Here is a 16,980-nt window from a genome sequence, read left to right as displayed (position 1 = left end):
GCTCGCGGTACGTACCTGATAATGCCTTCTGGCCGATTGCGGCGCGGCAGGACCCCCCTTGATGAGGTGTCAGGATAGTGCGCGGGCGACCTCCGTGGCCCAGTAAGTGAGGATCATGTCGGCGCCGGCGCGGCGGATCGCGATCAGCGACTCCATGATCACCCGCTCCCGGTCGATCCAGCCGTTGGCCGCCGCCGCCTCGACCATCGCGTACTCGCCGCTGACCTGGTAGGCCGCGACCGGCACCTCGACGGTGTCGCGCACCTGCCGCAGGATGTCGAGGTAGGCCAGGGCGGGCTTGACCATGACGGCGTCCGCGCCCTCGGCCAGGTCGAGACGCACCTCGCGCAGCGCCTCGCCGACGGGGCCGGCCGGGTCCTGCTGGTAGGCGCTGCGGTCGCCGAACTGCGGCGCGCACTCGGCCGCGTCGCGGAACGGCCCGTAGAAGCCGGAGGCGTACTTGGCGGCGTACGCCAGGATCGGGATCTCGGCGAAGCCGTTGGCGTCGAGGGCGGCCCGGATGGCCCCCACCTGGCCGTCCATCATGCCGCTCGGCGCGATCATCTGGGAACCGGCCGTCGCCTGCGCGACCGCCGCCGACGCGTAGCGCTCCAGCGTCGCGTCGTTGTCCACCTCGCCGTCGGCCGTCAGCAGGCCGCAGTGGCCGTGGTCGGTGTACTCGTCCAGGCAGGTGTCGGTCATCAGCACCAGCGCGTCGCCCAGGTCGGAGGCCAGGTCGCGCAGCGCCACCTGGACGATGCCGTCCGGGTCGTCGGCGCCCGAGCCCCGGGCGTCCTTGTGCGCGGGGATCCCGAACAGGATGATCCCGCCCACGCCGGCCTCGGCCGCCTCATGGGCCGCCTTGCGCAGCGACTCGCGGGTGTGCTGGACGACCCCGGGCATGGAGCCCACCGGCTGCGGCTCGGCGATGCCCTCCTTGACGAACATCGGCAGGATGAGCTCGGCCGGGTGCAGCCGCGTCCCCGCGACCATCCGGCGCATCGCGGCGGTGCGGCGCAGCCGCCGGGGCCGCGCCACCGGGTATTGGGCGTTCACAGTGCTCTCTCCGCTCCGAACGGCGCCGGCCCGCGGGGGCGTCTCCCGCGGGCCGCACGCGAATCAGTTCATTTCACGCGTCGCCGCGCGCCCCTGCGCATCTGGGACGGACGACGGGGCACCTCGCCCGCAGAGACGGCGGCGTGGCGCATCTTGGCACCATAGTCCGCCAGCGCGGCGGCGAGAGCCGAAGCGGACGGCTTGTCGGCCATCACGTCGACCCGCAGGCCGAACTCCTCGGCCGTCTTGGCCGTCTGCGGACCGATGACCGCGATCACCGTCACGTTGTGCGGCTTCCCGGCGATGCCGACGAGGTTCCGCACGGTCGAGGACGAGGTGAACAGCACGGCGTCGAACCCGCCGCCCTTGATCGCCTCGCGGATCGGGGCGGGCGGCGGCGCGGCGCGCACGGTCCGATAGGCCGTCACGTCGTCGCACTCCCAGCCGAGCTGGGTCAGCCCCGCCACCAGCGTCTCGGTCGCGATGTCGGCCCGCGGCAGCAGCACCCGGTTGATCGGGTCGAGCATCGAGTCGTACGGCGGCCACTCGGCCAGCAGGCCCTCGGACGACTGCTCGCCCGTCGGCATGAGGTCGGGCTTCACGCCGAACTCCACCAGCGCCCGCGAGGTGGCCTCGCCCACGGCGGCGACCTTGAGCCCGGCGAACGCCCGGGCGTCCAGGCCGTACTCCTCGAACTTCTCGCGCACCGCCTTGACCGCGTTGGCGCTGGTGAAGGCGACCCACTCGTAGCGGCCGGTCACCAGCCCCTTGATGGCGCGGTCCATCTGCTGCGGCGTGCGCGGCGGCTCGACGGAGATCGTCGGCACCTCCTCGGGCACCGCGCCGTACGAGCGCAGCTGCTCCGACAGTCCCTTGGACTGCTCCTTGGTGCGCGGCACGAGCACCCGCCAGCCGAACAGCGACTTGGTCTCGAACCAGGACAGGCGGTCGCGCATGCCGACGGCGTCGCCCACCACGATCAGCGCGGGCTCGGTCATCCCGGCGTGCTTGAGGTCGGGGCCGAGCCGCCCGAGCGTGGAGACCACCGTGTACTGCTCGGTGGTCGTGCCGTCGCTGGTCACCGCCACCGGCGTCGAGTCGGGCTTGCCGCCCGCGATCAGCGCCTTGCTGATCGGGACCGCGTCCGCGACGCCGTTGTAGATCACCAGCGTGCCCTCGCACGCGGCGTGCTTGGCCCAGTCCTCCGTCTGCGCGGCGTCCACGATGCGGAACTCCGGCACCGACGCCGCCGGCGGGATGCCGGCGTAGGTCAGCACGGCCGTGGCCGGCGGCACGCCGGGCACGATCTCGAAGTCCACGTCCGCCTTGGCGCAGGCGGCCACCTCGTCGGTGACGGAGGAGAAGAAGGACGGGTCGCCCGAGCACAGCCGCACGACCGTGCGGCCCGCCTTGGCGGCCTGGATGGTCTTCAGCGACACCGAGTTCTCCGCCGCGTCGGCGGAGATGTCGACGACCTCGACGTCCTCGCGGCAGTGACGCAGCAGCGAGCCGTACGCCTGCCGGTCGAGCACGACGACGTCCGCCCTGCCCAGCAGGTCGGCGCCGCGCAACGTGAGCAGGTTCTCGTCACCGGGGCCGGCGCCGACGAAGGCGACGAACCCGGAGCGGGTCTGGGTGCTGTGATTCGCGGGGCTCAATGGGCCTGCTCCCCCATCAACGTGTCGGCCCCCTCGGCGATCATGGCAGCCGCGAGTTCGCGGCCCATCTCCACAGCCGTCGTAGAGGGTCCGGAGGCGGACTTACGCACCGACCGTGCGCCGTCGACGGCGACGACGGTGGCGGTCAGACTGAGAATGTGCCCGTCACCGGAGGCGAAAGCACCTACCGGGGCCGCGCAACCGGCCTCGAGGGCGGCGAGCACCGAGCGCTCGGCGTCCACCGCGGCCCGCGTCGGCGGGTCGTCGACGGCGCGCAGCAGCTCGATGAGATCGTCACGGTCGGCCAGGCACTCGACGGCGAGGGCGCCCTGCCCGGGAGCGGGCAGCATCTCGTCGACCTCGAACACCTGGGCGATCTCCCCGTCCCGGCGGATCCTGACCAGCCCTGCGGCGGCCAGCACGACGGCGTCGAGCTCGCCCGACGTCACCTTGCCGATGCGGGTGTCAGCGTTTCCCCTGATGGGGACGTAGTCGAGATCCGGCCGGAGCAGGCGCAGCTGGGCCACCCGGCGCGGTGAGCCGGTGCCGACGCGGGCGCCGGCGGGCAGGTCGTGCAGCTTGACCGGGCCGACGAGCGCGTCGCGCGGATCGTCCCGCCGGGGGATCGCGGCCATCGCGATCCGGCCGTCCGGCTTGGTCGGCAGGTCCTTCAGCGAGTGGACCGCGAAGTCGACCTCGCCGGCGAGCAGCCGGCCGCGCAGGTCGTTGACGAACACGCCGGTGCCGCCGAGCTGGGTCAGGTGGGCCCGGGACACGTCGCCGAAGGTCGTGACGCCGACGAGCTCCACCTCCCGGCCGGTCAGGGCGGTCAGCCGGTCGGCGACGATCTGCGACTGCGAGGTCGCCATCAGGCTCTTGCGGGTGCCGAGCCGCAGGGGGACGGTCACTGTTCCACCTCCAGGCTCGAAACGGCGTCGGGCGTCTTCGGGTCGAGGCCGAACAGCTCGCGCAGCGCCTCCGCGTACTGGTCGCCGCCCGGCGAGGCGGCCAGCCGCTTGACCCGTACGGTCGGTTCGTGGAGCAGCTTGTCCACGACCCGCCGTACCGTCTGGGTGATCTCGTCGCGCATCCGCCCGTCGATGTCCGGCAGACGGGACAGCAGCCGGCCCATCTCCGCCTCGACCACCCCGGCGGCCTTGCTGCGCAGGGCCACGACCGTGGGAGTGACGAGCGCGGCGCGCGCGGCGTCGAGGTAGGCGGCGACCTCCTCGGCCACGATGCGTCTGACCTCGCAGATCGCCTCGGCCCTGCCGCCGTCGGAGACGTCGTCGCCCACGCCGTCCTGCTGCATCGACTTCAGGTCGACCAGCGTCACGCCGGGCAGGTCCCGTACGCCGGGGTCCACGTCGTGGGGCAGCGCGAGGTCGAGGACGAACAGCGGCCTGTCGCGGTCCCCGATCGTCTCCGGAGCGATGGTGCGGGTCCCGGCGCCGATGCAGGAGATGACCAGGTCGGCCTCCGCCAGCTCGGCGGGGACGTCGGCCAGGTTCACGGCCCGCCCGCCGACCGTCTCCGCGAGCCGTTCGGCCCGCTCGCGGGTGCGGTTGGCGATGACGACGTCGGTCACACCCGCGCGGGACAGCGTCGCGGCGGCCAGCGAGCTCATCGAGCCGGCGCCCACCACCAGGGCCCGCCTGCCGGTGATCGGGCCGAGCACCCGCTCGGCGAGCGTGAGCCCCACCCCGACCAGAGACGCGCCGGCCCGGTCGATGCCCGTGTCGGCGTGCGCGCGCTTGCCCACGCGCAGCGCGTGCTGGGCCAGCTCGTTGAGCGTGGTGCCGGCCGTGCCCTCCTCCTGCGCCAGGCGCAGCGCGGCCCTGATCTGGCCGAGGATCTGCCCCTCGCCGATCACCATGGAGTCGAGCCCGCAGGCGACCGTGAACAGGTGCTGGACCGCCCGGTCCTCGTAGTGCACGTACAGGTGCCGCGCGAGCGTCCCCTGCGGCAGGCCCGAGTGCGCGGCGAGCATGTTCGTCACCGCGGTGACGCCGCCGTGGAACCGGTCGACCACTGCGTAGACCTCGACGCGGTTGCACGTCGAGACGACCAGCGCCTCGGACACGTTCTCGTCGGACTGCACGTCGTGCAGCAGCTTGACGAGCGCGTCCCCGCTGACCGTGACACGTTCGAGCAGCGCGACCGGTGTGGTCCGGTGGCTCAGGCCGACGACGAGGACACTCATGAGCTCGCTCCGATCGATGGCTCACTCACATGACCACCCCGTCCGGCCACTCCTCGGCCATGATGGGCCCTCCATTAGCCTTGCGCTGCTCGTGGAACGCAAGTATCTGCAGTTCGATGGATAAATCGACTTTACGGACATCCACGCCGTCAGGCACAGCCAAGACGACGGGGGCGAAGTTCAAAATACTGGTGACACCGGCCGCGATGACACGGTCGCAGACCTGCTGCGCCGCCGTGGCGGGGGTGGCGATCACCACGATCGAGACTCCGCGCTTTCTGATCACCGACTCCAGCTCGTCGGCGTGCTCGACGACGAGACCTGCGATGCGGTCGCCCACGACGTGCGGATCGGCGTCAAGCAGGCCCGCGATCCGGAAGCCGCGGGAGGCGAACCCGCCGTAGTTGGCCAGCGCCCGGCCGAGGTTTCCCACGCCCACGATGGCCACGGCCCAGTCCTGAGTGAGACCAAGCTCACGCGATATTTGGTAGATGAGGTACTGCACGTCGTAGCCCACGCCCCGGGTGCCGTACGACCCGAGGTGGGACAGGTCCTTGCGGAGCTTGGCGGAGTTCACCCCGGCGGCGAGCGCGAGATCCTCCGAGCTCACCGTCGCCGTGCCCCGTTCGGCCATCCCGTTGAGCGCACGCAGATAGAGCGGCAACCTCGCCACCGTGGCGTCGGGGATGCCGCGGTCGCGGGCCTGCGGGATACGGCGGATCACTTGCCGGGGCTCCAGGGGGACGGACGGCCGGTTGCGCCCCCGGCCGCATAGCGGATGCGACGGATGAGTACCAGGTTAGTGCCTTTGTGAAGCTATGCACAAAGTCGATCGTGCGCGGCCTCCCTCGCACCCAAGGGTCCCAGGAGGGGGCGGCGGTCTCCATTCCGGGCCCGGGGGATCGCGATAATCGAGGGCATGGCTCCTCGAGACCACCGGATCACGCTGCTCGGCAAGCCCGGCTGCCACCTGTGCGACGACGCCCGCGCGGTGATCGAGCGCGTGGCCGCAGAGCTGGGCGTCCCCTGGGAGGAACGCGACATCACCGCCTCGCCGGAGGACCAGGCCGAATACTGGGAGATGATCCCGGTCGTCCTGATCGACGGCGTGCAGCACGACTACTGGCGGGTCAACGAGAACCGCCTCCGCGAGGCCCTGGAGCGCTGAAGCCGTGCGCGCCCCGTCGTGATCGAAGGGACCTGGACCTAGAGGACCTGGCGGGTGGGGAGAGGGACCACCTTGGCGGCGTTGACGCTGAGCTCGATCACGTTGGCCGCCAGCACGTACTTCACCCGCTCGGTCGCGAACCGCTCCATGTGCGGCTGCCGCTGGTGCTCGCCGTAGCCGACCTCGTCCCGATAGAGCTCGTAGACGATGCGCTGGAGCGGGGCCGACTTGACCGCGTGGCAGACGAACAGCAGCGTGTCGGGCTCGTTGCGCTGCACGGCCTCCACGGTCTCCTCCGCCAGCCTGTCGAACGCCTCGCCCGAGCCGTCGAGCAGCGTGAACACGGTCAGCAGGCCGTAGATGCCGGGGGCCGGCTTCACCGAGCCCCCCTGACCGGCGGGCCGACCGGCCTGCTGCGGCCCCTGCCGGTCCCCCTGCCCGCCCTGCCGGCTCATCACCGGGCGGGACCTGCCGCCGAATCCCACGCCGAAGCTCGCGGCGAGGTCGGCCGGGTCGGGGACCTCCGCCCCGGGATAGAGGGCGCCCGTGGCGGGCATCGCCCGGTCGGGCTCGGCCGGAGACGCCGCGGGCATGCCGTACTCGGCCCGGCGGGGCTGGCCGTACTGGTCCGCGGCGAGAAGCTGGCCGGTCGCGGGCCCGCCGAAGTCGTCGGGGGACGGACGGCCGTCAGAGGGCCGCATGCGGGCGGCGTAGTCGACGTCGCCCTGCTCCCCCGCCCGGTATTCGGCCACCAGGTCGCCGAGCCCGGAACGGCGCGGCGCTCCCGGACCTCCAGCTCCCGGACCTCCAGCTCCCGGAACCCCTGGCGTTCCCGGCACACCGGCTCCCGGAACCCCGGGCGCGACCGCGCCCGGTCCTGCGGGACGGCCTCCAGGAGTTCCGCGTGGCGGCGCGGGCGGCCCGGAGGGCGCGGAGGGCACGCGGGTCTCGGCCCGCAGTGCGCCGTCGGCCCGGCCACCGCGCCGCCCCTGCCACTCCTCCTCCGGGGCCTCGTCGTCCTCGCCCTCGTCGTCGTACGGCGCGAGCGGCCGGGCCACGGCGTACCAGACGCCTCCGGCGGAGGCGGCAAGCACCGCGACGACGACCAGCCCCGGGAGCCCGAACTCGAGCACGCCCGAGATCGCCATTCCCGCCGGGGCGAGCACGACGGTCGCGTTCATGTTGTCGACGTCGTACTCGTCGCCGTCCCGCCAGGCCATCACCGCCATGGCGAGGCAGAGCAGCAGCATGAAGACCACCAGGCCGTGGACGCCCCGCAGCAGCCACTCCGGCCAGAGGTCCCAGTGAGCCGGCCCGTCGGGCAGTGACTTGCCGAAGTCCGCGGTCACGACGGGGTCCAGCACCATGATCACCGTGCCCACGACCGTGAGCGCCGCGCCGAGGAGCCAGCCGGCGAATCGGGCGCCGCCCTTCTCCGCGAGGAGCTGGATGACGCCGACCGCCAGCCAGAGCGGCGCCAGCAGCGAGCCGGTGATCTGGTAGGCCCGGAACGTCACGGGCCCGAACCCGGTGAGGTGGCCGACACCGATGGCGCCGAGCGACAACGCCAGCGCGCCCGTGGCGATGCTCCACGCGATCAGCCAACCGGCCGGCTCGTCACGGAGACGCCCGACGAGGACGCCGGTGGTGATGCCGGCGAGCAGGGCGCCGGCGAACGCGAGGAGAGCGACGAGGACTTCCATGGTGGCACCCATGCTGCCGGACATCGGCTTCCCACCGGTAGCCGGTCACCCTGTCCGGGAATGTCACCACCGCGTCTTCCCTTCTGAAGTCGATTCCTCCACCCGAACGGATTGTGTAATCCCCCGTTGATTTCTAGAGTGTTCGAGCACGCCGACTCCCCTTCCCCCATGGGATCACGGATGCCGAACACGTGGCCGTTGGCCGGGCTTTCCCCTCCGGTCGCCGCAGGAGCAGCGCAACCCGCGCGTTCCGCCGGTCTCTCCGACCGCGAGCACGAGCACGAGCACGACGAGATGCGAAGCCTCGTGCTGCGCGCCAAGACCGGCGACAGCGAGGCGTTCGGCATGCTCTACGACCACTACCTGGAGCTGGTCTACCGGTACGTCTACTTCCGGGTCGGCAGCCACGCGCTGGCCGAGGACCTGACGAGCGAGACGTTCCTGCGGGCGCTGCGGGGCATCGCCGAGTTCACCTGGCAGGGCCGCGACTTCGGCGCCTGGCTCGTCACGATCGCCCGCAACCTCGTCACCGACCACTACAAGTCGGGCCGCAACCGCCTCGAGGTGACCACCGCCGAGATCCTCGACACGCCCCTGGACGGCCCGCACATCCCCGAGAACGCGGTCGTCACGAACATGGTCAACGAGCGCGTGATGCAGGCGATCAAGCAACTCGGCGCGGAGCAGCAGGAATGCGTGATCCTGCGCTTCCTGCACGGGATGTCGCTCGCGGAGACGGCGAAGATCATGGGGAAGAAGTCCGGGGCGATCAAGGCGCTCCAGTTCCGGGCGATCAGGGCGCTCGCCCGGGCACTCCCCGACGATCTCGGCTGAGATCCCCGTAACCATTACCCATACCCCATCGTTGGGCATGTGGCAGGTCGGATCTTCAGGCGGATTTCGCGGGCCGGCAGGGGGTGACGAACGCTCCCGGAGGCCGCGCGAGCGGATCTCCGCTGGGCGTCAAGCGGGGGATGGCGGGAGCGGTGATGGGCTGGTGGCGACCCTCGCGCCGCGCGGGCGGCCGGTCGTCGGCCCGCACCCGCGGGGTCGCCGCGCGCGTAGCCGGTCTCCGCTCCCTGCTGGGCGGCGGCCCGAGACCGGAGTTCCGCGAGAGGCTGCGGACCGAGCTGATGCGGGCCCACGCCGCCGAGCGCGCCGCGGGCAAGCACGCGGTGGGAAGGCACGCGGCGCCCCCCGCCACACCCTTGCGGCCCCGGCCTCGCCGGTCCCTGCTCGTACGGCTGCGCCCCCTGCTGGTCTTCTGCGTGCTGCTGGCGGGGATGTTCGGCACCGGTGTGCGCACCTACCACGCCGTGCCCGGCGAGGTGCTGTATCCGCTGAAGAGGATGGCGGAGTCGACGGTGCTCGACCTCGCGTACGACGAGGAGGAGCTGGCGCAGCGGCAGATGGTCGCGGCACGGCAGCGGGCGGCCGAGACCGCCTCGCTGCTGGACACGTCGACCCCGGAGCGCCGCCGGCTCATCGGGCAGACGCTCGACGACATGGAGACGACCACCAGGGCCGCGCTGAGCCGGGTGGCCCGGCAGGGGCACGCCGACGGTGAGGCGCGCACGTTCGCCCGTGAGCAGCGCAATCTCGTGGAGCCGCTACTGCCGAAGCTCGACGGGGAAAATCGCGATAAGGCCAACCAATACCTGATTTATATCGAGTCGTTCACGGGTTCCGGACGTTGACACGTCATGTCCCGCTCCCGTTCCGTCCACTCTCCGGCGGTTAAGCTGATGAGTCATGAGGCGGCTATTGCGACGGCGGGAAGAGGCGGAGATCGCCGGCGAGGTGGCGGCCGCCGCGGCGGTGTCCGTCCCCGAGGTCGTCCCCGACCTCACGGCGGCGGCGTTCTTCGACGTCGACAACACCATGATGCGCGGTGCCTCGATCTACCACTTCGCCCGGGGACTGGCGGCGCGCGGCCTGTTCACCAGCCGTGACCTCATGAAGTTCGCGCTCGGGCAAGCGTGGTTTCGCGTGCGGGGCAACGAGAACCCCGAGCACATCGCCAAGGCCAAGGAGATGGCCCTCGCCTTCGTCGCCGGGCTGAAGGTGGACGAGGTCGTCCGGCTGGGCGAGGAGATCTACGACGACGTGATGGCCGACCGCGTGTGGCAGGGCACCCGCGCGCTGGCCCAGGCCCATCTGGACGCCGGGCAGCGGGTGTGGCTGGTCACCGCCACGCCGGTCGAGCTGGCCCGGGTCATCGCGCAGCGACTCGGGCTCACCGGCGCGCTCGGCACGGTCGCCGAGACCGCCGACGGCGCCTACACCGGAAGGCTGGTCGGCGACCTGCTGCACGGCCCGGCCAAGGCCGAGGCCATCCGGGCGCTGGCACGCCGCGAGGGCCTCGACCTGGCCCGCTGCTCGGCCTACAGCGACTCGGCCAACGACCTGCCGATGCTCTCCCTCGTCGGGCACGCGCACGCCATCAACCCGGACAGCGAACTGCGCGAGCACGCCAGGGAGAACGGCTGGGAGATCCGCGACTTCCGCACGGGCAGGAAGGCGACGATGATCGGCTTGCCGATCGCCGCGACCGCGGGGGCCATCGCGGGCGGCGTCGCCGCGGGCATCGCCCTGCGCCGCCACTACCGCTCCGCCCTCTGACCGCTTGATCAGTGGCCCGAGGGCTCCGCGAGGGGCTCGCGTACGCCCATGGACGCGGCCGTGACGGCCGTGAGGGCGACCAGCCCCGCGGCGATCCACATCGTGAGCTGGATCGCCCCGAGGGCCGCGCTGCCCGCGTCGACGTGCGACCGGACGTCCGCGGTGAACCTGTGGAGGAACGCGGTGCCGAGAACGGCGACGCCGAGGGTGCCGCCGAACTGCTGGACGGCGTTGAGGAGCCCGGCGGCGGAACCGGTCTCGTGCGCCCGCACCCGTGACAGAGCCGTGGTGAAGAACGGGACGGTGAACAGCCCGTTTCCCGCTCCGCTGAGCGACAGCGCCGCGAGCAGGGGCCAGGGGTAGCCGTCGGCGGGTGCGGCCCGATAGACGGCGACGGCGCAGACCAGCCCGGCGAACAGGGCGGCGAGCCCGACGAACATGATCTTCGCCCCGTGGCGGGGAACCAGACGGGCCCCGGCACACCAGGAGGCGGCGGCCATGGCGGCCGACCACGGGAGCAGGGTGAGCCCGGCGGTCAGGACGTCGCCGCCCAGCCCCAGCTGCACCTGCAGGACGATCGCCACCATCAGTCCGTTCATCACCGAGAAGAACAGCGTGGAGGTCGCCAGCGCGGCCGGGAAGGCCCGATCGCGGAACAGGCTCGGTTCGATCAGCGGGCTGCGGCCCCGCCGGGCGCGGTGGCGCTGGTGCCACCCCAGGGCCGCGAGGACGACGACGCCCGCGGCGAGAGCGACCCAGACCCAGGCGGGCCAGCCGGCGGCGTCGCCCTGGATGAGGGGATAGACGATCAGGCCGGTGCCGAGGACGGCCAGCCCCGTGCCGGGCAGGTCGATACGGGGAGGACGCGGCGACCTGCTCTCCCGCAGGGCCGGCGCGATGGCCAGGACGAGGGCGGCGAGCGGAACGTTGACGAGGAACGCCGCCCGCCACGACAGACCGAACAGGTCGACACGGGTGAGAACGGCGCCGAGCACGGGCCCGCAGACGGCGGCCAGACCCATCACCGGCCCGATGGATCCCATGGCCCTGGCCAGCTCGTCCCCCTCGAACATGGACCGGATCAGCCCGACGGTCTGCGGGATGATCAGCGCGGCCGCCGCTCCCTGGACCGCGCGTGTGGCGATGAGCGTTCCCGGACCGGTCGCGCAGGCGCAGATCGCCGATGCCAGCGCGAAGACGACGACCCCGGCCGCGAACACCCGCTTGCGTCCGGCGAGATCGCCCAGGCGGCCGCCGGGCACCAGCAGCACGGCGAAGGGCAGGGTGTAGGCGGCGCTGAACCACTGGATGTCGGACTCGGCGCCGCCGAAGTCGCGGTGGATCACCGGCGCGACCACCGTCGTGATCGTGGCGTCCAGCAGGTTCATCGCCTCGGCGGCCAGCAGCGCGAGCAGGGCCGCCCACCGCCGTCGATATGCCGTCGCGGCGGCGGTGTCCTCCAGTACGGGCATGGCTTCGTCCTTCCGGATCGCGTCGTGGGCACGCAGCAGCCTGAGGCGTACAGAGAGGGCGTTCCAGCCGGAAAGCTGATTTTGAGGATTCGTTCCATGAATGGCGGAACGACGAGAGAATCCGACGATGCTCGATGAACTGGATCGAGGTCTCGTCCACGCTCTGCACGTCGACGGGCGAGCGCCGTTCAGCCGGATCGCCGAGGTGCTCGGCGTGTCCACCCAGACCGTGACGCGCCGTTACCGGCGGCTGCGCGCGGAGGCCGGGCTGCGCGTCGTCGGCCTGCCCGAGCAGGACCGCACCGGCCAGGCCCAGTGGATGGTGCGGCTCACCACGACCCCCGCCGCTTCTCAGGCTCTGGGGTACGCGCTGGCCCGGCGGCCCGACACCTCCTGGGTCAAGCTGGCCTCCGGAGGCACCGAGATCTTCGCGATCGTCCACACGGCGGACGACGGCCGCCTGTCACGGTCGCTGCTGCTGCACGACATCCCCCGCACGTCCGGGATCACGGCCGTCTCCGCGCACCTGCTGCTCCACACCTATCTCGGCGGCCCGACCGCCTGGCGTGGACGGCTGCGAACCCTCAGCGACGAGCAGCGGCAGGCACTCGCAAGGCCGGCCCCCGCGCCCGGCCGCCGCGACCGGGTGAGCCTGACGGACGGCGATCGCGCCCTGATCGACGCCCTGCGCCACGACGGCCGCGCCGGCTACGCCGAACTCGCCGCGGCCACCGGCTGGTCCGCGGCCACCGCGGCGCGCCGCCTGGCCGAGCTGCGCGCCGGCGGAGCCGTCTTCTTCGACGTGGAGATCGACGTCGCCGGCTACGGCGTCACCGCCCAGGCCCTGCTGTGGATGGCCGTCGCGCCCGCGCATCTGGACCGGGTCGCGGCCACCCTGGCCACCCACGACGAGCTCGCCGTCGTCGCGGCCACCACCGGCGCCACCAACCTGCTCGCCCACGCGCTCTGCGCCGGCCCCGCCGACCTGCACCGCTACCTCACCGGCAAGCTCGGCGCGCTCGACCGGATCCGCACCCTGGAGACCGCCCCCGTCCTGCACACGCTCAAGGCGGCCGGGCACCTCGCTTCCGTGGCCGTGCGGCCGGGGTTGCGCGCGGCACGCGCCTGAACGGCCGTCAGGCCGCGGACCCGCCGGGTGCGGGGTCCGGTGCAGGGCCTGGTGTGGGGCCCGGTGTGGGGCCCGGTGTGGGGCGCGGTGTGGGGCGCGGTGCAGGATCCGGTGCGGCCCGCTCGATCAGGCCGGCCAGCTCCCGGTTCACCAGCCCGGAGCGTTCGAAGCCGATCATGTGCCCGGCGCCGCGGATCCGGACGAACCGGGCGTCGGGCAGCGCCTGGGCGATCCGGCGGCTGTGGGCGAGCGGGGTGAGCCGGTCTCGCTCCCCCACCATGACCAGCGTCCGCGTCCGCTGGAGCGCCTTCAGCGCGGCGAACTTGTCGTGCACCCGGAAGTCGCGGAAGAACCCGACCATGACCTCCGTCGGCGTCGCCGTGGCCATCGCGTTGACCACCCGGATGTGCCGCCGGCTCGCCCCCTTGCCGAAGGCGACGTACCGGGTCACCGGCAGGTTGGTCCAGCCCTTCACGCGCGGCCGCGCGTCGATGACGGCGGCGCGGGCCAGCATGCTCTCGAACAGCACGGGCGTGACGCGGGGAGCGAGCCGCCCGAGCGGCCCGGGGAGGCCGAACGTGGCGGCGTCGAGCCCACCGGACGAGGTGCTGAGCAGCGCCGCGCCGGCCACCCGCGACTCGACCAGGGCGGGGTGCCGGTCCGCGAGCGCCATGATCGTCATGCCGCCCATCGAGTGGCCGACCAGGACGACGGGCAGCTCCTCCGGCACGGCGGCCTCGATGACGGCGGCCAGGTCGTCGCCCAGCCGGTCGATCGTGCACGCCTCCAGCGCCCCGGCGGAGGAGTCGCCGTGCCCGCGCTGGTCGTAGAAGACGAGCGTGCCCAGGCCCGCCAGGGCCTCGCGCTGGAGCTGCCAGCACTGCCGGTTCATCAGCCAGCCGTGCGCGAAGACGACGGCGCAGCGGGGGTCGGGGTGGTCGTCGATCTCCACGGCCAGACCGACCCCGTCGTCGGTCGTGACCGTCGTCCGGCGCCCGCAGGCGCCGCTCGGAGCCGGTGCGGCCTTCGCTCGTCCGGTCTGGATGCGTCGTGCGGTGCCGATCGCCAGGCCGAGGGCGAGCCCGGCGAGGGCGGCGTTCCGCCCCTTGCTCATGGTGCTCCTCCGGGGGATGAGGGTGAGCACACCATACCGACCAGTAGGTCGCTCTGTTAGACGCTGCCCCCAATAATTCTCAGACGCCCTTGCGATACAACGTCGCGGTCGCGCCGCAGGCCGTCTCGCGGCCGGAGTCGCCGCGGAGCAGGAGCCCCCGTGTCACATCACGATCGGGGGGAACGCCGGGCCCCGGCGCAGCCGCAGGGCGTCGAGCTGGCGTTGCATGGTTTCCCGGACGTGGTCGGTCAGGTCGAAGACCAGCATGGGGTCGTCGGCCTCCTCCGGGGCGTACTCGTCGGTCCGGATCGGCTGGCCGAACTCGATCAGCCACTTCGACGGCAGCGGAAGCAGGCCGAGCGGCCCGAGCCAGGGGAACAGCGGCGTGATCGGCAGGTAGGGCAGGCCGAGCAGCCGGGCGAGCGCGGGAAGGTCGCCGATCTTGGGGTAGATCTCCTCCGCCCCCACGATGGCGCACGGGACGATCGGCACGCCGGCCCTGATCGCCGACGCGACGAACCCGCCCCGGCCGAACCGCTGGAGCCGGTAACGCTCGGAGAACGGCTTTCCGATGCCCTTGAAGCCCTCAGGGAAGACGCCGACGACCTCGCCCTTGCGCAGCAGCCGGTCGGCGTCCTCCGGGCAGGCGAGCGTGTGCCCGGACTTGCGGGCCAGGTGCCCGAGCACGGGAAGCTGGTAGACCAGGTGCGCCCCGAGCAGGCGCAGCGGCCTGCGCAGCTCGTCGTGCACCGCGACCTGCAGCATCAGCGCGTCCACGGGCAGCGTGCCGGAGTGGTTGGCCACGATCAGCGCGCCCCTGTCGGCCGGCACGTTGCCGAGCCCGAGGGCCTCGGCCCTGAACCAGCGCCGGTAGAGCGGCCGCAGCGCCTCCAGCAGCACCTTCTCGTTGAGCTCGGGGTCGAAGCCGAACTCGTCGACCTCGTATTCGCCGGTGACCCTGCGCCGCAGGAACGCGAACAGCTCGGCGAGCCGCTCGTCGGCCGTGCTCCCCCCGGGGCTCCCCTCAGGGCTTTGGTCCGTACGCCGGCCCTGGAAGTCGTCCATCAGCGTCCCGTCACGAAGTCGGCCAGCCAGTCCACCAGGGCGCGCGGCAGGTCGCCGGGCCCGCCGCGCGACCTGAGGAAGTCGTCGAACGCCGCCGCCGTGCTGTACTTCGGCCGCCAGCCGAGCTCGGCGGCGAGCCTGGTGGTGTCCACCGCCCGGCCGTGGCTCATGAGCGCGAGCTGCTCGGGCGAGAAATCCACCAGCCGCGCGCCCCGGGCGAGCCCGCTGACGAAGCGGAAGGCGGGGGACGGCATCGGGATCACCGGCCGGCCCGTGCGCCGCGCGCACTGCGACAGCAGCATGACGCCGTCGCCCGCGACGTTGAACACGCCCGGGTGGTCGGCCCGGGCCGTACGGCACAGCACCTCGACGGCGTCGTCCTCGTGGACGAACTGCAGCCGGGGATCGAAGCCGAGCACAGTGGGCAGCACCGGCTGGGAGAAGTAGCTCGTCAGCGGCGAGTCGACGCCCGGCCCCATGAGAGTGGCGAACCGCAGCGTCGTCGTCGTCACGTCGGGCCGGCGCCGGGCGAAACCCCGCACGTACGTCTCGACCTCGGTGGCGTCCCTGGCGTATCCGGAGTGCGACACCTCGACGGGCTCGGTGTCCTCCGTGAACACGGCGGGAGCGTGCGGCGAGGAGCCGTACACGGCCGTGGTGGACCGCACGACCACCCGGCGCACCGTGGCGGAGCGCTGACACGCCGCGAGCAGCTGCATCGCCCCGATGACGTTGTGCTCCTTCATGGCCGGCCGGCCGCCGGATCCGCTGCCACCGGGGCCGCTGACCAGGCTGAGGTGCACGACGGTGTCGACGTCGGCGTCCCTGATGACCTTGACCAGGTCGGGACTGCGCAACGCGACCCGGACGAACTCGGTGCGACCGAGCACCGCGCCGTCCTCCCCGGCAGGGGATGGCGGCGGCGCCGTGTCCACGCCGATGACCCGGTCGATCTCCGGGTCGGCCGCGAGCGCGATCGCCACACGAGCGCCGATGTGACCGGAGACACCGGTGACCAGCACAGTACGAGTCATCGACGCCTCGCCGGGGGTGTGCGTGTTCACGGTCGCCCGGTCCCTGAGGACCGGTGCGCGCTCCGTCTCGGGCTACTTCTTGTTACGCCGCTGGATGCGGGTCTTCTTCAGCAGCTTGCGGTGCTTCTTCTTGGCCATGCGCTTGCGGCGCTTCTTGATCACAGAGCCCACGGGACCCCCAGGTGAAGGTGTGACTGTCAGACCGGCGCGCGAGCGCACACCGGCTCAACAGACTACCGGCGATCCGTGGTAGATCGCTCCCCCGGGGGACCCCGCGTCGACCGGGAGTCGGCCACGCCGCCGTCAAGCGTGGTCGCCTGTGTGGTTCACCCTGCTTCGATGAACGCGTCCCGCAAGTAGTCGTGGACCGCCTGCTCGGGCACTCTGAAGGACCGGCCGACACGGATGGCCGGTAACTCTCCGGAGTGCACGAGCCGGTACACGGTCATCTTGGACACCCGCATGACGGTCGCCACCTCGGCCACCGTCAAGAACTTCACCTCGCTGAGAGGTCTTTCGCCTGCACCCATCGGACGCCTCTTCCGCACGTGTTTCCGGGTTATCCCCACTGGTGCCATTGCTCACGCACGTGTACTGCCGTCAGCGTAAGTCCGGACTCCGAGTAGGCAAACCCCTCATTCCATCAGTCAACGGAGCCGTGTGCCGTCAAAATCGGGAAAGTCGCTGGCAGCAGCCGGGCCGTGCCCCTCGCCTCAACCTTGGAACGGACCAACTTCTCTCACATTAGAGTCGCCC

The 16,980-nt window shown here is 72.1% G+C and carries 17 protein-coding genes; 5 read left to right on the top strand and 12 right to left on the bottom strand.

The window, feature by feature from the left end; genetic code table 11:
• Positions 1-69: 69 nt before the first annotated feature.
• The 5 genes from hemB to ABZ860_RS02375 all read right to left on the bottom strand — a co-directional run bounded on the left by hemB (position 70) and on the right by ABZ860_RS02375 (position 5,641).
• Complete coding sequence (hemB, locus tag ABZ860_RS02395; protein ID WP_357213891.1) at positions 70-1,056, bottom strand: porphobilinogen synthase; 987 nt, start codon at positions 1,054-1,056, stop codon at positions 70-72.
• 68 nt (positions 1,057-1,124) lie between these two features.
• Complete coding sequence (locus ABZ860_RS02390) at positions 1,125-2,714, bottom strand: uroporphyrinogen-III synthase (protein ID WP_357213889.1); 1,590 nt, start codon at positions 2,712-2,714, stop codon at positions 1,125-1,127.
• Positions 2,711-3,622: a hydroxymethylbilane synthase gene (hemC, locus tag ABZ860_RS02385; RefSeq protein WP_357213885.1), complete on the bottom strand. Its 912-nt coding sequence runs from the start codon at positions 3,620-3,622 to the stop codon at positions 2,711-2,713. Before hemC ends, ABZ860_RS02390 begins: the two co-directional genes overlap by 4 nt.
• On the bottom strand, positions 3,619-4,917 hold the full coding sequence (locus tag ABZ860_RS02380; protein WP_357213883.1) for a glutamyl-tRNA reductase: 1,299 nt from the start codon (positions 4,915-4,917) through the stop codon (positions 3,619-3,621). Before ABZ860_RS02380 ends, hemC begins: the two co-directional genes overlap by 4 nt.
• Before the next feature lie 25 nt (positions 4,918-4,942).
• On the bottom strand, positions 4,943-5,641 hold the full coding sequence (locus ABZ860_RS02375) for a redox-sensing transcriptional repressor Rex (RefSeq protein ID WP_357213880.1): 699 nt from the start codon (positions 5,639-5,641) through the stop codon (positions 4,943-4,945).
• A gap of 195 nt (positions 5,642-5,836) precedes the next feature.
• On the opposite strand from ABZ860_RS02375, the gene ABZ860_RS02370 reads away from it, so the two are divergent.
• Positions 5,837-6,085, top strand: coding sequence for a glutaredoxin family protein (locus ABZ860_RS02370; protein ID WP_079315543.1), 249 nt, complete (start codon positions 5,837-5,839; stop codon positions 6,083-6,085).
• 38 nt (positions 6,086-6,123) lie between these two features.
• Here the strand turns inward: ABZ860_RS02370 and ABZ860_RS02365 are convergent, their stop codons facing one another.
• A complete protein-coding gene (locus ABZ860_RS02365; protein WP_357213877.1) occupies positions 6,124-7,788 on the bottom strand; it encodes a hypothetical protein in 1,665 nt (554 codons plus the stop codon).
• Positions 7,789-7,968: 180 nt separating this feature from the next.
• Here ABZ860_RS02365 and ABZ860_RS02360 point away from each other — a divergent pair, with 180 nt between their 5' ends.
• The 3 genes from ABZ860_RS02360 to ABZ860_RS02350 all read left to right on the top strand — a co-directional run bounded on the left by ABZ860_RS02360 (position 7,969) and on the right by ABZ860_RS02350 (position 10,410).
• The gene (locus ABZ860_RS02360) at positions 7,969-8,622 is read left to right on the top strand and encodes a sigma-70 family RNA polymerase sigma factor (protein WP_357213874.1); all 654 of its coding nucleotides are present in this window, start codon (positions 7,969-7,971) and stop codon (positions 8,620-8,622) included.
• A 155-nt stretch (positions 8,623-8,777) separates the two neighbouring features.
• Positions 8,778-9,485 (top strand): DUF5667 domain-containing protein, encoded by a 708-nt coding sequence (locus ABZ860_RS02355; protein WP_357213871.1) that lies wholly within the window; start codon positions 8,778-8,780, stop codon positions 9,483-9,485.
• A gap of 55 nt (positions 9,486-9,540) precedes the next feature.
• Positions 9,541-10,410: an HAD-IB family hydrolase gene (locus tag ABZ860_RS02350; protein ID WP_357213868.1), complete on the top strand. Its 870-nt coding sequence runs from the start codon at positions 9,541-9,543 to the stop codon at positions 10,408-10,410.
• Between the two features lie 8 nt (positions 10,411-10,418).
• Here the strand turns inward: ABZ860_RS02350 and ABZ860_RS02345 are convergent, their stop codons facing one another.
• Positions 10,419-11,882 (bottom strand): MFS transporter, encoded by a 1,464-nt coding sequence (locus tag ABZ860_RS02345; protein ID WP_357213865.1) that lies wholly within the window; start codon positions 11,880-11,882, stop codon positions 10,419-10,421.
• Positions 11,883-12,009: 127 nt separating this feature from the next.
• Here ABZ860_RS02345 and ABZ860_RS02340 point away from each other — a divergent pair, with 127 nt between their 5' ends.
• Positions 12,010-13,011 (top strand): Lrp/AsnC family transcriptional regulator, encoded by a 1,002-nt coding sequence (locus ABZ860_RS02340; RefSeq protein WP_357213862.1) that lies wholly within the window; start codon positions 12,010-12,012, stop codon positions 13,009-13,011.
• 7 nt (positions 13,012-13,018) lie between these two features.
• On the opposite strand, the gene ABZ860_RS02335 is transcribed toward ABZ860_RS02340, so the two are convergent.
• The 5 genes from ABZ860_RS02335 to ABZ860_RS02315 form a co-directional block, all read right to left on the bottom strand.
• On the bottom strand, positions 13,019-14,125 hold the full coding sequence (locus ABZ860_RS02335) for an alpha/beta hydrolase (RefSeq protein ID WP_357213860.1): 1,107 nt from the start codon (positions 14,123-14,125) through the stop codon (positions 13,019-13,021).
• A 162-nt stretch (positions 14,126-14,287) separates the two neighbouring features.
• Positions 14,288-15,190 (bottom strand): lysophospholipid acyltransferase family protein, encoded by a 903-nt coding sequence (locus ABZ860_RS02330; protein ID WP_357213857.1) that lies wholly within the window; start codon positions 15,188-15,190, stop codon positions 14,288-14,290.
• Positions 15,190-16,254, bottom strand: coding sequence for an NAD-dependent epimerase/dehydratase family protein (locus ABZ860_RS02325; RefSeq protein WP_357213854.1), 1,065 nt, complete (start codon positions 16,252-16,254; stop codon positions 15,190-15,192). The genes ABZ860_RS02330 and ABZ860_RS02325 overlap by 1 nt, the downstream gene beginning before the upstream one ends.
• A gap of 42 nt (positions 16,255-16,296) precedes the next feature.
• Positions 16,297-16,395, bottom strand: a complete 99-nt coding sequence (locus ABZ860_RS02320; protein ID WP_018654693.1) for an AURKAIP1/COX24 domain-containing protein — start codon at positions 16,393-16,395, stop codon at positions 16,297-16,299.
• A 155-nt stretch (positions 16,396-16,550) separates the two neighbouring features.
• A complete protein-coding gene (locus ABZ860_RS02315) occupies positions 16,551-16,754 on the bottom strand; it encodes a helix-turn-helix domain-containing protein (protein WP_030456159.1) in 204 nt (67 codons plus the stop codon).
• Between the last annotated feature and the right edge of the window lie 226 nt (positions 16,755-16,980).

Origin of the sequence: Microbispora sp. NPDC046973, from assembly GCF_040644495.1 — a bacterium.
Lineage (GTDB): Bacteria > Actinomycetota > Actinomycetes > Streptosporangiales > Streptosporangiaceae > Microbispora.
This window is presented reverse-complemented; position numbering and strand designations above follow the sequence as displayed.

Bases quoted from the DNA above. Each gene is read 5' to 3' on its own strand.
- ABZ860_RS02380 (WP_357213883.1), bottom strand. From the start codon at position 4,917: ATGAGTGTCCTCGTCGTCGGCCTGAGCCACCGGACCACACCGGTCGCG.
- ABZ860_RS02370 (WP_079315543.1), top strand. From the start codon at position 5,837: ATGGCTCCTCGAGACCACCGGATCACGCTGCTCGGCAAGCCCGGCTGC.
- ABZ860_RS02365 (WP_357213877.1), bottom strand. From the start codon at position 7,788: ATGGAAGTCCTCGTCGCTCTCCTCGCGTTCGCCGGCGCCCTGCTCGCC.
- ABZ860_RS02360 (WP_357213874.1), top strand. From the start codon at position 7,969: ATGCCGAACACGTGGCCGTTGGCCGGGCTTTCCCCTCCGGTCGCCGCA.
- ABZ860_RS02355 (WP_357213871.1), top strand. From the start codon at position 8,778: ATGGGCTGGTGGCGACCCTCGCGCCGCGCGGGCGGCCGGTCGTCGGCC.
- ABZ860_RS02350 (WP_357213868.1), top strand. From the start codon at position 9,541: ATGAGGCGGCTATTGCGACGGCGGGAAGAGGCGGAGATCGCCGGCGAG.
- ABZ860_RS02345 (WP_357213865.1), bottom strand. From the start codon at position 11,882: ATGCCCGTACTGGAGGACACCGCCGCCGCGACGGCATATCGACGGCGG.
- ABZ860_RS02340 (WP_357213862.1), top strand. From the start codon at position 12,010: ATGCTCGATGAACTGGATCGAGGTCTCGTCCACGCTCTGCACGTCGAC.
- ABZ860_RS02335 (WP_357213860.1), bottom strand. From the start codon at position 14,125: ATGAGCAAGGGGCGGAACGCCGCCCTCGCCGGGCTCGCCCTCGGCCTG.
- ABZ860_RS02330 (WP_357213857.1), bottom strand. From the start codon at position 15,190: ATGGACGACTTCCAGGGCCGGCGTACGGACCAAAGCCCTGAGGGGAGC.
- ABZ860_RS02315 (WP_030456159.1), bottom strand. From the start codon at position 16,754: ATGGGTGCAGGCGAAAGACCTCTCAGCGAGGTGAAGTTCTTGACGGTG.